The sequence below is a fragment of the Cyclobacterium qasimii M12-11B genome, assembly GCF_000427295.1.
In the GTDB taxonomy this organism is placed as follows: Bacteria; Bacteroidota; Bacteroidia; order Cytophagales; family Cyclobacteriaceae; genus Cyclobacterium; species Cyclobacterium qasimii.
On sequence record NZ_ATNM01000110.1, the window covers coordinates 141,298 to 154,364 of the forward strand.

Here is a 13,067-nt window from a genome sequence, read left to right on the forward strand (position 1 = left end):
AACCATTGTTAGGGCAATACATTGTAGTACATTTGGATAACCAAACATCAATGCTTGAAATCCACAATGGTATGAACTTTGAAGTAAACCAATTAAAAAGGAATGATCATGTACCTTCAATCCCTTGTATTAGTGTTGTTGTTGCTTTTTCAAACAGCTTCAACAAGTCAGTCTCCTGTCAAAAACAATGAAGCGTTTACCAAAGGAGAAACGCTCACATTTAATGTGAGTTACTTCCTCTTTAATGCTGCAGAAGCCAAAATGGTGATTGATGACAACATCCATTATATCAATGGAAAACCTACCTACAAAGTCGATGTTTACGGGAAAACATTGAATATTTTCAAGTTGTTTTATGTAAAAGACAATTGGGGGAGTTATATCGATACGGCCCAAATAATCCCTTACCGATCATATAGACATATCGAGGAAGGCAATTATAGAAAGCATGAAATAATTGATTTTAATCATCAGGACCAAGTGGCCAGTAGAAAACTGTTCGACAGGGAAAATGAGAAAATCAAGGAAAGAAATACCTATGACATCCCTTACCAGGTACAAGACATTGTCAGTGGCTATTATTTATTGAGGACAATGGATTTCAAAGGATTAAAAAAAGGTGATAAAATAAACATCAAAGGATTTTTTGACGAGAAAAATTATAACTTAAAGTTAACATACGAGGGAAAGGATGATATTTCCACAGATATCGGTGATTTTGACACCCATATTTTTAGCCCAGAAATGCCAAGCAATAAACTCTTCAGAGGCAAAAAACCCATTAAAATATGGATTACTGATGATGAGAATCGTATTCCTGTAAAAATAAAGGCCAGCATGGTGGTAGGTTCTATTAATATGGAGATTGTCTCTGCTGAAGGGCTTCGAAACAAATAATTAACATTAAGTTAAAACTAATTTCACATTGAATGCTGTTTTATTCCCGCTGCTGTTGGCTATTTGGGCAGTTCAGCTGTCAAACGCATAATTGTTTTTTATAATCCTTATCTTTGTGGCTTAATTAAAAATAAATTGTTTTTTTAGGAAATCAAGCAATGGGTAACAATCAGAAGCAAAGGGTATTGGTAGTAGATGATGAAGAAGATATCATTGAAATCCTTACTTATAACCTGGAAAAAGAAGGCTATGAGGTTAACTCAGCAGGGGACGGAATTAACGCCGTAAAAAAAGCAGCTATATTCAAACCTGACATTATCCTTTTGGATATCATGATGCCCAACCAAGATGGGGTCGAAACCTGCAGGCAACTACGAGAAAATCCTGATCTTAAAAATACTTTTATCATTTTCCTGACTGCCAGGTCAGAGGAATACTCTGAAGTGGCAGCCTTTGATGTGGGGGCGGATGATTATATACACAAACCTATCAAACCACGGGCTTTGGTAAGTCGTATTGCAGCTTTGTTTCGTCGTGAAATTAAAAAAGAAGGCGACTCAACTAAAATCACCATTAAAGATTTAATAATAGACCGAACAAGTTTCACCTTGCTAAAGGATGGGGAATTGATCGTGCTTCCCAAAAAAGAATTTGAATTGATTCACTTTCTGGCAAAAAATCCCAATACGGTATTTAGTCGGGATGAATTGTTGAAAAATATCTGGGGAACCGATGTGTTTGTTTTGGCAAGAACTGTGGACGTACACATTCGTAAAATAAGGGAAAAAATAGGTGACGATTATATCTTCACCGTAAAAGGAGTGGGCTATAAATTCAATTCATGATTAACACCTCCAAAGGTATTGCATTTGGGCTTGCCATTTCTATAGCCTTACTATTGGTAGCCTTTTTATCTCTCTTAGAGGCCTCCAATTCCATAATACTTTTGGCTGCGGGTACCTTGACCTTTTCCATTTCCTATCTTTTGATCCACCTCAGTCTTGAATACCTGATTTTCAGGGAAATTGGAAATATTTATAGTGTACTGGAGAAAATCCAAAAAAAGGACACCACTTTTAATGCCTCCAATAAAATAAAAGCCTCTCTCCCACCCTTAAAGAGCATTCAGGCAAATATTCATGACTATGCCGCCGCTAAAAACAGGGAAATTGAAACCCTACAGAAGAACGAAACCTTCCGTAGAGAGTTCATAGCGGACATATCCCATGAGTTGAAAACCCCCATTTTCGCTGCTCAGGGTTATATTCACACCTTAATGGATGGTGCAGTAGAAGACCATGCAGTAAGGGACAAATTCTTAAATCGAGCGGCCAAGAGTCTTAATAACCTGGAGGATTTAGTGCAGGATTTGATCACTCTTAACCAGATAGAAAGTGGGTTCATCAGGTTTCATCCGATCAATTTTGATCTTAAAGAATCCATCCTTGAGGTCATGGAGCAATTGGAAGGCAAGGCCCAGAAGAAGGGCATCAGCATGACCTTCCGATACGAAAAAGAAGCAAGCTACCAATCGTACGCAGACAAGGATAAAATATTCAGGGTTTTACAAAACCTCGTTTCCAATGCCATTAAATACAACAAAGAGGCCGGTTCTGTTACCATCCAATTAAATGCGCATAAAAATCACCTGACGGTAAAAGTAAAAGACCAGGGAATCGGAATACAACCAGAAGACCTGAAGCGAATTTTTGAGCGTTTTTATAGGGTAGAAAAAAGCAGGTCCAGGGAAAATGGAGGTACCGGTCTTGGCCTGGCCATAGTCAAGCATATTTTAGAAGGGCATCAGTCCAAAATAGCGGTAAGTTCTACCCCAGGGAAAGGCTCTGTTTTTAGTTTTGAGCTACCTCATGCATCTAAAGTATTAGAGGTGCAGGGAGCCAAATCAAAAAAATAAACCAAGTGTTTTCAATAAGGCTTTTTTTATTGGCTAATTTCGGAACTTTGTATCGAAACACAACGGTATGAAAAAGATCGATTTTAAATCATTGGTAGTTAAAGAAACCGATGATTACCTTATAGTCAACAAGCCTCCTTACTTTTCTACACTGGAAGACAGGCATGAGGCGCAAAACATGCTTGCCCTTGCCAAGCAGGAATTCTCGGATATTCAAGTATGTCACCGGCTGGACAAGGAAACGTCTGGTTGCCTGGTTTTTGCCAAAAATCCTGAAGCTTATCGAAATATAGCGATGCAGTTTGAGGACAGAAAGGTGGAAAAAGTATACCACGCTGTGGCTGAGGGCATCCATGACTTTGATGGCCTAATGGTAGACAGAAACCTTACGGCCAGCAATAATGGAATCGCACGCATCGTGGTCAATGGAAAATCTGCGCAAACCATTTTTAAAACCGTCAGAACTTATTTTTCACATACCCTTATCGCTTGTAAACCTATTACCGGTAGACTTCATCAAATCCGAATTCACCTGGCTTACCTGGGTGCTCCCATTTGTGGTGACGAGCTTTATGGTGGCAAGCCACTGTTCCTGTCCAGTCTTAAACGCAAGTTTAACCTGAAAAAAGACACAGAAGAGCGTCCCATCATGCAGCGGGTAGCGCTACATGCTTTTGCCATTTCCTTTACAGATCTTTCCGGAGAAAAAATAAGTGCAGAAGCACCTTATCCTAAGGATTTCGCGGTAATGATCAAGCAACTGGAAAAAACCAGTAAATAGTAATGCCGGGCTTCGGCTACCGGTGGCTTCGGCGACTTCGACAGGCTGGCTTCGACAGGCTCAGCCACCGCAGCCACCGGAGCAACTGGAGCCACATTAGCAACGACAGCAACCTAAGCAACCACAGTCGCCTGAGGATACCCGGTATTGATAGATTAGTAAGTTTCAGTAAGCCGTCTTTCAGTCATCTGTTGTAGTATCAGACAGGCCTGGAGGGCCTGAATAATAATAGCCGTGGGTGGCAACCTGGGTTGGAAACCTAACTGAAACACTACAACCATGGAAGGGTTGAACAGGGACCAAATTTTTACCTTAACACTTAGAATGGCCTGATAAAACGCTTATCCTCTTCACCTCACTGAACCCTCTCACAAGGAATACTGTTACTTTAATACAATTAGGTAAATTTAAGCGCTGATATTATGATCAAAATCATAAGCAAAGCAATAATCATAGTTTTGCAAACAAGGTGCATTTAAACAAATAAATACCTACTTTTGTATTCAAATGGCGAAGGCTATAATTCACATATCGCTCTCCTTGATGATCTTGCTCAACGGCTTGGTCTTTTCTGTCATCCAGATGGATTTCACCATTAACCGCGCCTATATTATCGAGAATTTTTGTGTGAATAAGGACAAACCAATGCTGCATTGCGATGGGCAATGTTTCCTGGCAAATAAATTAAAAAAAGCCCAGGATCAAAAAGAAAACCAAGCAGGAGGCATTGAACTTAACAGAGACTTTGGTATTTTCATTATACAAGAAGCCTCTATTTCATTGACAAACTTTTCATCCACCATCCTAAACCATGGAGCTACCTATAAGGAAGGTTACAGGGTTTCGCAATTCGTGGATATTTTTCACCCACCCAAGGCAATGGCCTAACATTCTTTAACAGAGGTCCATTTAACCCGAACTACGGATAGAACATCTAAGGTACATTTGGGTTTAAAGACTTGAAAGGTACTTTAGGTTTGCAACTTAGCGACCTTGTAGCCTTCTGAACTGAAATTGCAATCAGGATTTCTTTTGGGCAACCTTTCACATCTTCTTTTATTTTACATTCGCCGGTATAGGTTATGTCACGATACCCAATCACGTATTCTATTGGGATAATCATGGTTTGTACGTCAATTTGGGCTTGTAAGGAAGAATTGGTTGAAGAACCTCTTCCACAAAACACCGAAATTGAATTACAACATCCTGATTATTTCCCTAACAATATTGCTTCCCCAAGCGACAATCCACTCACTGAGAAAGGGGTTGAATTGGGTCGCATGCTCTTCTATGAAAAACAACTGTCACTGGATGGCTCTATCTCATGCGCTACTTGTCATCAACAGGCCAAGGCCTTCACCGATGGTGAGCAATTCAGTCTTGGTGTAAACGGCACCATTGGAGTGAAAAACGCCATGTCATTGTCCAATTTACATTGGACATCCAGGTTCTTTTGGGACGGACGAGCTGAATCCCTGGAAGATCAGGCCCTTCAGCCTATTTCGGATCCTACTGAAATGAACTTACCCATTGAGGAAGCGGTCGTGCGATTGCAAAATGATTCGGATTATCCAGCACGCTTTAAAGTAGCTTTTGGAACAGATCAAATAAGTGCAGATCTGGTCAGTAAAGCAATTGCCCAGTTTATGCGGACGCTTGTCTCCGGAAACTCCAGGTTTGACCAATGGATCAAAGAAGAAATCGTCCTTACCGATATTGAACAATTGGGAATGGAGCTTTTCTTTACGCACCCAGAGGCCTCAATAGAATTGCGTGGTGGCAACTGTGGTGACTGCCACTTGGGTTTTTTAACCTCGGGGGACAGAAACGATTTGTTGGGCTTTCATAACAATGGACTTGATTCAGATAAAAATTTAGATTCGGGCTTAGAAGCAGTTACGGGAAAATCGGAAGACAAGGGGAAATTCAAAGTCCCAACGCTTAGAAACATTGCACTGACAGCGCCATACATGCATGATGGCAGATTTAGCACTTTGGAAGAAGTGCTAGACCATTACAATGAGCATGTGGAAAGCAATGCTACACTGGACATTCTTATCCTGGAAGCAAGCAATGAAATCGTAGAACCAGGGCAGCCTGTAAAACTACACCTTAACAATCAGGAAAAGGAGGCCATAGTTGCCTTTTTACACACATTAACAGACGAAACATTCATAACAGATCCCTCATTTTCGGATCCTTTTAATTAAAATATGATGAAAAATTTAGCTATTATACTATTAGTCGTTTTAGGCTTTACTTCTTGTAAAGATGACATGGAAGAAATGCCTGCTGAAATCCAAGTTAACCTTGAATTCTCTCATGTTCTTGATGGAGAAGCATTGGAATTGAATGGAAAAGCCTACACCCTACCCTCAGGAGAAAGCTTTACACCTAGTAAATTCAAATACTACATTTCCAATCTCACCTTTGAAAACAGCCAAAATGGTGATACTTACACTGTAGCAGATGGTTATTATCTAATTGATGAAGCAGGAAAAAAAGAAATTACAATAGAAGTGCCAACAGCTACCTACGACAAATTGTCTTATTACGTAGGCATTGACCAGGCGAGAAATCTTTCTACAGATCAGGTAGGTGACTTAGATCCTAGCAACGACATGGTTTGGAGCTGGAAAACTGGTTACAAGTTTTTGGTTTTAGAAGGGGAATGGGAATACGAGAATTCTGAAAGACGAGGTTTGGTCATGCACATTGGCAATAACGATCCTGAATCGGAAATCAATTTCAAAAAATTCTCATTTGACCTATCCTCAGTTGGCATGTCTTTGGGAAATAAGGCCATGGTAGCGCTTGACCTGGAAGCAGAAATAAGCAGTCTATTTACTGGCGATAGTGATATTATCGTTCATGAACTTGAAAGTACAAGTATCATGGGAGGACCATTGGCCATTACTGTAGCCAACAATTACCAGAAAAGTCTTTTCTCTATCAAATAAACCATTGTCATCCCTTCATATTAATGGATTGCTACAAAATCAGTTTGTCATTTATTTTGCTAGCAGCAGGCTTTTTAAACGCCTGCTTGCCTGTAAATGAAGAGATAGGAAAAATTACACCGGAATATTATGTTCCGGTGTATTCTTCCAGTCTTCAGCAGGAGGACTTTCCCCAACCGGAAAGAAATTATCTTAGTAAAGAAGGGGTGGAATTGGGCAAAATATTGTTTTTTGACCCAGAATTATCTGCTAACGGAAAAATTTCATGTGCAGGTTGTCACTTGCCTGAAAAAGCTTTCAGCGATGGGCTCGCATTGACCAACATTGGCGTATCGGGCTTGGCTTTGCATAGAAATTCTCCTGCCTTATTTAACCTGGCTTGGCATGATGGGCTCTTTTGGGAAGGTGGAGCCAATGACCTGGAATCAATGGTTTTCGGTCCCTTGACACATCCCGACGAAATGGCAGCGGACCTTACTGAGGCCCTTCAGTACATCAATACGCATGACACTTATCCCCTGTTATTCAAGGAAGCCTTTCCCTCAGATAGCATTACGAGTGCAGCCATCGCCAGATCCTTAGCTCAATTTATGCGGACTTTAATATCCGATGGTAGTAAATATGACCAATGGATAAGGGAGGAAACCGCACTCAGTTCAGAAGAATTGAAAGGCTACGAAGTATACAAGGAAAATTGCAGTAGCTGCCACAAAGAAGGCCTGTTTACTGATTTAAGTTACCATAACAATGGACTAGACAGCAGCTATCCTGACCCACCTGAATTGGAAGGGCTGTACCAAGGCAGGTACAGGATCACCTTCAAAGACGAGGACATGGGCACTTATAAAACAGCTTCATTGAGAAACCTTTCCTTTACGGCTCCCTACATGCATGACGGTAGGTTTTCTAGTCTTGATGAGGTATTGGATCATTATGAAAGTGGCATAAAGACCAATGAAACTTTGGCCCCACAACTTGAAAATGGCATTGTATTAAGTGCCGCTGAAAGAACACAACTACTGGCTTTCCTTAACAGCCTGAACGATAATAATTTTATTACAAATCCAGCCTACCAAAAATAGGTTCACGACTATGAAAAGACTTACTATTTTAGCTATCACCCTGTTGACATTATCCTTTTTACCTAAAGAGGCCAAAGCATGTGATAGCTGTAACTTTTTTGAATACAGCCTGTTACAAAACAGGAGCTATTTTGGTCTGTTTTACAGACACCGTGGTTTTAGCGAGTATAACCAATATGGAAATACATCCACACAAGTCACCACAGCTGGTTTTTCAAATGCTGTTTTTGAGAACAGTGTTGCAAACAGCTATACTTCCAATGCACGGATGTTAACCGCTACTACTCCTGATCAGGTGATCATGCACGAGCCGGAAGGCACTGGTTTGTATGTCAACAAAACAAGGATGGATTGGGAAACCTACGAAACGGTGGAGCTAAGAGGAAACTTCATGTTGAAAAGCAATTGGAACTTTACTTTTCTCCTGCCTTATGAGTCCAATATGGTGTATTATGAAAAATTGCTGGATCTTCCCAACCCAGTTCAAGACACCACCATTAGTGTAAAGGGGTGGGGAGACCTTACTTTGGCGGCCGATTACATTCATTATATCTATAACACTAAAGCGAGACATACCTTTCGTCCAGGTTTAGCCATCTCCGCTCCTACTGGTCAGTCAAGAAGAATTTCTGACAGCGAGCAGCTTTTCGACCCAATTATTCAGCCCGGCACAGGCTCCTGGAGTTTAATAGGAAGAATGAATTACCAGCTGTTTTATACAAAAACAGGAGCAAACCTTTCTTTTAGTTATAAAACCGCTACTGAAGGAAGTCAAAGCTATCAGTTTGGCAATAGTTTTAATGGTTCTGCCATAGGCTTCCATCAATTTACATTAGACAGCGATTGGATTTTAGTACCTAACCTTGGCGGGTATTTCGAACACTCTGCCAACGATACCTGGCAAGGTGAGACACAAGACCTAACTGGCGGTGATGTTGTTTTCGCTCAAGCAGGAACTGACCTAAACTACAAGGACTGGACATTGAGTTTTGTATGGCAAACGCCATTGTCCCAAACACTCAATGGAAACCAAATTCAGCACCAGAACAGGATAAGTTTCGGTATAATTAAATCCTTTAAATTGTAGTAAGGATTTGAAGTAAAAAAATTAAAAAATAAATAAAAAAATCAGGTACTTTTTAAGCTTCAAAAAATGTTATAAAAAAATTAAAAGATTCCAGCGTATAAACCACTCGGCTGGAATCTTTTATCAAAAAATCAACTCAACACTTTCTTTGTTGTCTTTACATTGTTCCAAAACAAATACCCGAAACCTAACTGGGGCACTACAACCAATAAAACATGTAGAAAAGTTACCCCTCCGCTAAGAGAAATATTCAATTTAAAAAGATTCGCGACAGCCAAGAGAACCACCAGAGATACCAGGGCAAAAAGATGGGCCATCATTAATTTTTTTTGACTTTTCATAATCTTAAAATTTACTTTATTAGAGCTATTAAAAATGATCAGTGCAGTTATTTACACTTGACTACATGACAAATCTGAGGCATTTATTTCGTAATAACAAATCTCCAAATAGCACTTAAGACCTTTGAAGATCAATGTTTTACACTTTTTATCATTACGAAAAACCTTAATTGCAAATCGTTTTACTTTAATTGCATTTCACCTCAGAAAAACTTTTTGAAAAAAAATTGATTTATTTTTCTGCTAGCTCCATCCACCTGTCATTTCTGCTTAAAACCGCTACAATTTCTCTTGCAGCGAAGACTTTTGTTTTAAGGATGATCCTTCTCGAATGACATAACAATCATTCCATTAGGTGTTGAATTACCTATTACTAATCCTATTGATTAATTCATGTTAAAATCTGTTTTAGTCCCCCAATTTTTTCACTACCTGGTTTCTTTCCCGATAATTGATGCTATTTTTGTACTTTGGAAAAAGAGGCATGACATATCAAATCAAGGCGTTTGAAAACGGAATCAGAGTTGTACACCAGGAAGTAACCAGTACCCGACTGGTCCATTGTGGATTTATTCTTGATATCGGCAGCAGGGATGAAACTGAAGAGCAGGTGGGATTGGCGCATTTCTGGGAACACATGGCTTTTAAGGGCACCCAAAAAAGAAAGGCATTTCACATCCTTAACAGACTTGACTCTGTCGGTGGTGAGTTAAATGCCTATACTACCAAAGAAAAAATATGTTTCTACGCTACTGTACTTCAACAGCACTGGAACAAAGCTGCTGATTTACTTTGCGACATCACCTTCAACAGTACCTTCCCTCCCAAACAAATAGAAAAAGAACGACAGGTAATACTGGAGGAAATGGCCATGTACCGAGATTCACCCGACGATGCCCTTCAGGATGAATTTGACAGTTTGCTATTTCCCAACCATTCCCTTGGTTACAATATCCTCGGCACTGAAGATTCTGTCAAAAGTTTTACGCAAGAAGATTTCATTAATTTCATTGCCCAACACATGGATACCTCTCGAATCGTGGTCTCCGTAGTGGGCAATATCAGTTTTAAGAAAGCGCTCAACAGGTTGGCCCCCTTATTAAGTAATATTCCTGCAAGCAGAAGTTCGCTAAGGAGGACACCTTCCTTGACTTATAAACCACAATCCAGTGCTTTCCATAAAGAAATCACACAGGCCAATTGCGCCTTGGGCAAACCTGCATTTTCGATAGATGACCCAAGAAGGTTTAAACTTCATTTGTTAAACAATATATTGGGAGGTCCCAGCATGAATTCCAGGCTGAACATGGCTTTGCGGGAAAAACACGGATTGGTTTACAGTATTGAATCGGTTTACCAGGCATTTACTGATACAGGTTTCATTGGCATCTATTATGGGACAGAAGAAAAGGCTGCCGAAAAAGCCCGTAAAATCGTCTTAAAAGAAATTCAACGCATTTGCACCAAGAAACTTGGTAGCATGCAACTGCACATGGGCAAGGAACAAGCCATTGGACAAATGGCCATGGCTGAGGAAAACTATGCCGGGCTGATGTTGGTTTATGGCAAAACACTTCTTGACAAAGGGAAAATTGAACGGCTTGAAGATATTTTTTCAAGCATTCGCTCAGCAACAGCCGAAGAGCTTATGGAACTGGCCAATGAAGTATATGATGTAGATAAATTTAGTTTTTTAACCTATCTGCCAAAATAATTATGATTGACCAAGACCTATTAAACTATTGTGCACAAAATAGCGGCAGTGAAGACGAGCTGCTTCAATTGATCCGTAGGCAAACCAATCTGAAGGTGCTAAAACCAAGAATGTTATCTGGACACTTGCAGGGCAAAATATTGGAAATCCTGGTAAAAATGAGCGGGGCTCAAAATATTCTGGAAATCGGAACGTATACTGGCTATGCTTCCATATTTCTTGCCCGTGGATTGCCCGCTACAGGGAAATTGACAACGATTGATATCAATGAAGAATTGGAAGAAATGGTGCAAGGTTTTTTCAATCAATCGGGCTTAGAAGACAAAATCGATTATAGGATAGGAGATGCTCTTGAGATTATCCCGACCTTGTCATGGCCATTTGATTTTATTTTTATTGATGCTGACAAACGCAACTATGTCAATTATTACAATCTTATCGTTGATAAGATAAAGCCGGGAGGCTTAATATTGGCCGATAATATTTTGTGGTCAGGAAAAGTCCTGTCCAAAAACCGTAAAAAGTAGACAAGGACACCGCAACTATTTTAGCTTTTAACGAGCAAGTCAATGCTGATCCACGTGTAGAGAATGTAATTTTACCGATAAGAGATGGCATCATGCTTGTCAGAAAGCTTTAACCGGAATAAGAATGAAAAGAACAGTAATTGTAAGCATATTATTTTTTCTAAACTTTTACCTGCCTGTTTTTGGCCAGGCACCACAAGTGCCACAAGTCATTGACTTTGCAGGACTAACATTAAAACTAAACGATGCAGCGAGAAAGGACATTCAAGCAGATGTAGATGCACAGTACAGAAGTGCCTCCCATTTTCAAGCAAAGCTAGATCGGGTAAATCTTTACATGCCTATTATAGAAAGAGTGCTCAGGGAGGAAGGTGTGCCTGATGATTTCAAATTTTTAGCCATTCAGGAAAGTAGTTTGATTTCCGATGCCGTATCAACATCCAATGCTGTCGGTTTTTGGCAATTTAAAAAAGGCACTGCAGAAGAAGTTTTCTTAAGGGTAGACAATGAAGTAGATGAACGCAAAAGCATTGTTTCTTCCACACGAGGGGCTGCAACATACTTAAAGAAACACCAAAGGTACATGGACAACTGGGCGACGACCCTCGTTTCCTACCAAATGGGTTTGGGTGGTGCTAGAGGTTATTATAAAGACAAATACAAGGGACACCGAAGTATGGACATTGATAGGAACACTTATTGGTACCTCAAAAAATTTCTGGCACACAAAATCGCCTATCAAGGTCAATTAGGGAAAATGGTAAGCAATGGCAGTTACTTGCATGAATACCCAATTCAGGGTCCTTCCACCCTTAAATCTGTAGCCAAATCACTTGGAGTGAGCGAAAATCATTTACAAGAGTACAACAAATGGAGCTTAAAAGGCAGCATTCCAAACGACAGGACCTATACCGTCACCTATATTTTAAAGGGGATAGTTCCGGAGAGGCCTTTACTTGCCAGTAATCCACCCTCAACAAACGATAACGGCCTGCTTCCTGTAAAATCAAATGCCTTGGGGTTCCCAAAAATCACAGAGAATGCGAAAAAACCCAATCAAATTAAAATTAACGGAATTAAGGGAGTTGTAGCGATTTCTAACAACCAAAGTCAACTTGCCATTCAAGCGGGAATAAGTGAGGGTAAATTAAGAAGGGTAAATGATTTAAAAGCTTCTGATCCCATACAGCCAGGAGGCTATTATTATATCAAAAACAAAAAAGCAAAGCAAAAACACCTGAACACATTGTTCAACCAGGGGAAACCCTTTGGGGAATCTCTCAATTGTATGGAATCCGTAAACACTCCTTGATGGCAAAAAACAGGGTTTACAAGGACGAACAACTTCTTCCAGGCATGGTATTGCGCTTAAGAAAATATTACAAGAAGAATGAGGCAATTGCAAGGGTTAACTTAACGCCTTCACCTGTAATAGCACCAGCACGAACGGCAACCCAGCAAAAGCAACCTCAAAGGACTGCTCCTGTGGAAAGTCCCACACCTGTTGCGGTACCTGTACCTGATAAAAAACCAGCAAATACTCCTAAAACCCAAATACCTACAGAAACAAAGACTAGCTATAGGGAACACCAGGTAAAACCGGGTGACACACTCTATTCCATTTCCAGAAATTATGGTGTTACAGTATCGGAACTAAGAAATTGGAACAACATAAGTGAAGATAATATCCTCTCTGTTGGACAAAAACTGGAAATTCGAAAATAAATAAAATAATTGACTGTATATTTGTATTCCACCGTTTA

Annotated in this window: 15 protein-coding genes; 14 read left to right on the forward strand and 1 reads right to left on the reverse strand. The window is 40.0% G+C overall.

Annotated elements, in window-relative coordinates; translation table 11 throughout:
* Positions 1–102 precede the first annotated feature (102 nt).
* From ADICYQ_RS13035 to ADICYQ_RS13075, 9 genes are all read left to right on the forward strand, one after another.
* Entirely contained in the window at positions 103–897 is a 795-nt protein-coding gene (locus ADICYQ_RS13035) for a DUF3108 domain-containing protein (RefSeq protein WP_020888900.1), read from the forward strand.
* A 158-nt stretch (positions 898–1,055) separates the two neighbouring features.
* The gene (locus tag ADICYQ_RS13040; protein WP_020888901.1) at positions 1,056–1,742 is read left to right on the forward strand and encodes a response regulator transcription factor; all 687 of its coding nucleotides are present in this window, start codon (positions 1,056–1,058) and stop codon (positions 1,740–1,742) included.
* A complete protein-coding gene (locus tag ADICYQ_RS13045; protein WP_020888902.1) occupies positions 1,739–2,812 on the forward strand; it encodes a sensor histidine kinase in 1,074 nt (357 codons plus the stop codon). Before ADICYQ_RS13040 ends, ADICYQ_RS13045 begins: the two co-directional genes overlap by 4 nt.
* A gap of 67 nt (positions 2,813–2,879) precedes the next feature.
* The gene (locus tag ADICYQ_RS13050; RefSeq protein WP_020888903.1) at positions 2,880–3,593 is read left to right on the forward strand and encodes an RluA family pseudouridine synthase; all 714 of its coding nucleotides are present in this window, start codon (positions 2,880–2,882) and stop codon (positions 3,591–3,593) included.
* 507 nt (positions 3,594–4,100) lie between these two features.
* Positions 4,101–4,481, forward strand: a complete 381-nt coding sequence (locus ADICYQ_RS13055; protein WP_040416122.1) for a hypothetical protein — start codon at positions 4,101–4,103, stop codon at positions 4,479–4,481.
* A 194-nt stretch (positions 4,482–4,675) separates the two neighbouring features.
* Complete coding sequence (locus tag ADICYQ_RS13060; protein WP_040416124.1) at positions 4,676–5,803, forward strand: cytochrome-c peroxidase; 1,128 nt, start codon at positions 4,676–4,678, stop codon at positions 5,801–5,803.
* Between the two features lie 3 nt (positions 5,804–5,806).
* Positions 5,807–6,553 (forward strand): MbnP family protein, encoded by a 747-nt coding sequence (locus tag ADICYQ_RS13065; RefSeq protein WP_235114632.1) that lies wholly within the window; start codon positions 5,807–5,809, stop codon positions 6,551–6,553.
* 23 nt (positions 6,554–6,576) lie between these two features.
* The gene (locus tag ADICYQ_RS13070; protein ID WP_020888909.1) at positions 6,577–7,635 is read left to right on the forward strand and encodes a cytochrome-c peroxidase; all 1,059 of its coding nucleotides are present in this window, start codon (positions 6,577–6,579) and stop codon (positions 7,633–7,635) included.
* A gap of 10 nt (positions 7,636–7,645) precedes the next feature.
* Positions 7,646–8,722, forward strand: a complete 1,077-nt coding sequence (locus tag ADICYQ_RS13075; protein WP_040416127.1) for a hypothetical protein — start codon at positions 7,646–7,648, stop codon at positions 8,720–8,722.
* Positions 8,723–8,853: 131 nt separating this feature from the next.
* On the opposite strand, the gene ADICYQ_RS13080 is transcribed toward ADICYQ_RS13075, so the two are convergent.
* Positions 8,854–9,063 (reverse strand): hypothetical protein, encoded by a 210-nt coding sequence (locus ADICYQ_RS13080; protein ID WP_020888912.1) that lies wholly within the window; start codon positions 9,061–9,063, stop codon positions 8,854–8,856.
* A gap of 484 nt (positions 9,064–9,547) precedes the next feature.
* Here ADICYQ_RS13080 and ADICYQ_RS13085 point away from each other — a divergent pair, with 484 nt between their 5' ends.
* Genes ADICYQ_RS13085 through ADICYQ_RS28605 form a run of 5 tightly spaced genes read left to right on the forward strand, consistent with a single transcriptional unit; the run spans position 9,548 to position 13,029 of the window.
* Positions 9,548–10,777 (forward strand): M16 family metallopeptidase, encoded by a 1,230-nt coding sequence (locus ADICYQ_RS13085; protein ID WP_020888914.1) that lies wholly within the window; start codon positions 9,548–9,550, stop codon positions 10,775–10,777.
* A gap of 2 nt (positions 10,778–10,779) precedes the next feature.
* Positions 10,780–11,304: an O-methyltransferase gene (locus ADICYQ_RS13090; protein WP_316929303.1), complete on the forward strand. Its 525-nt coding sequence runs from the start codon at positions 10,780–10,782 to the stop codon at positions 11,302–11,304.
* A 17-nt stretch (positions 11,305–11,321) separates the two neighbouring features.
* A complete protein-coding gene (locus tag ADICYQ_RS29725; RefSeq protein ID WP_316929305.1) occupies positions 11,322–11,417 on the forward strand; it encodes a hypothetical protein in 96 nt (31 codons plus the stop codon).
* 11 nt (positions 11,418–11,428) lie between these two features.
* Positions 11,429–12,616, forward strand: coding sequence for a lytic transglycosylase domain-containing protein (locus tag ADICYQ_RS13095; protein ID WP_020888916.1), 1,188 nt, complete (start codon positions 11,429–11,431; stop codon positions 12,614–12,616).
* Entirely contained in the window at positions 12,616–13,029 is a 414-nt protein-coding gene (locus ADICYQ_RS28605; RefSeq protein ID WP_020888917.1) for a LysM peptidoglycan-binding domain-containing protein, read from the forward strand. Before ADICYQ_RS13095 ends, ADICYQ_RS28605 begins: the two co-directional genes overlap by 1 nt.
* The last annotated feature ends 38 nt before the right edge of the window (positions 13,030–13,067 follow it).

Coding starts and splice junctions, on each gene's coding strand:
- ADICYQ_RS13035 (WP_020888900.1), top strand. CDS start 103: ATGATCATGTACCTTCAATCCCTTGTATTAGTGTTGTTGTTGCTTTTT.
- ADICYQ_RS13040 (WP_020888901.1), top strand. CDS start 1,056: ATGGGTAACAATCAGAAGCAAAGGGTATTGGTAGTAGATGATGAAGAA.
- ADICYQ_RS13045 (WP_020888902.1), top strand. CDS start 1,739: ATGATTAACACCTCCAAAGGTATTGCATTTGGGCTTGCCATTTCTATA.
- ADICYQ_RS13050 (WP_020888903.1), top strand. CDS start 2,880: ATGAAAAAGATCGATTTTAAATCATTGGTAGTTAAAGAAACCGATGAT.
- ADICYQ_RS13055 (WP_040416122.1), top strand. CDS start 4,101: ATGGCGAAGGCTATAATTCACATATCGCTCTCCTTGATGATCTTGCTC.
- ADICYQ_RS13060 (WP_040416124.1), top strand. CDS start 4,676: ATGTCACGATACCCAATCACGTATTCTATTGGGATAATCATGGTTTGT.
- ADICYQ_RS13065 (WP_235114632.1), top strand. CDS start 5,807: ATGATGAAAAATTTAGCTATTATACTATTAGTCGTTTTAGGCTTTACT.
- ADICYQ_RS13070 (WP_020888909.1), top strand. CDS start 6,577: ATGGATTGCTACAAAATCAGTTTGTCATTTATTTTGCTAGCAGCAGGC.
- ADICYQ_RS13075 (WP_040416127.1), top strand. CDS start 7,646: ATGAAAAGACTTACTATTTTAGCTATCACCCTGTTGACATTATCCTTT.
- ADICYQ_RS13080 (WP_020888912.1), bottom strand. CDS start 9,063: ATGAAAAGTCAAAAAAAATTAATGATGGCCCATCTTTTTGCCCTGGTA.
- ADICYQ_RS13085 (WP_020888914.1), top strand. CDS start 9,548: ATGACATATCAAATCAAGGCGTTTGAAAACGGAATCAGAGTTGTACAC.
- ADICYQ_RS13090 (WP_316929303.1), top strand. CDS start 10,780: ATGATTGACCAAGACCTATTAAACTATTGTGCACAAAATAGCGGCAGT.
- ADICYQ_RS13095 (WP_020888916.1), top strand. CDS start 11,429: ATGAAAAGAACAGTAATTGTAAGCATATTATTTTTTCTAAACTTTTAC.
- ADICYQ_RS28605 (WP_020888917.1), top strand. CDS start 12,616: ATGGCAAAAAACAGGGTTTACAAGGACGAACAACTTCTTCCAGGCATG.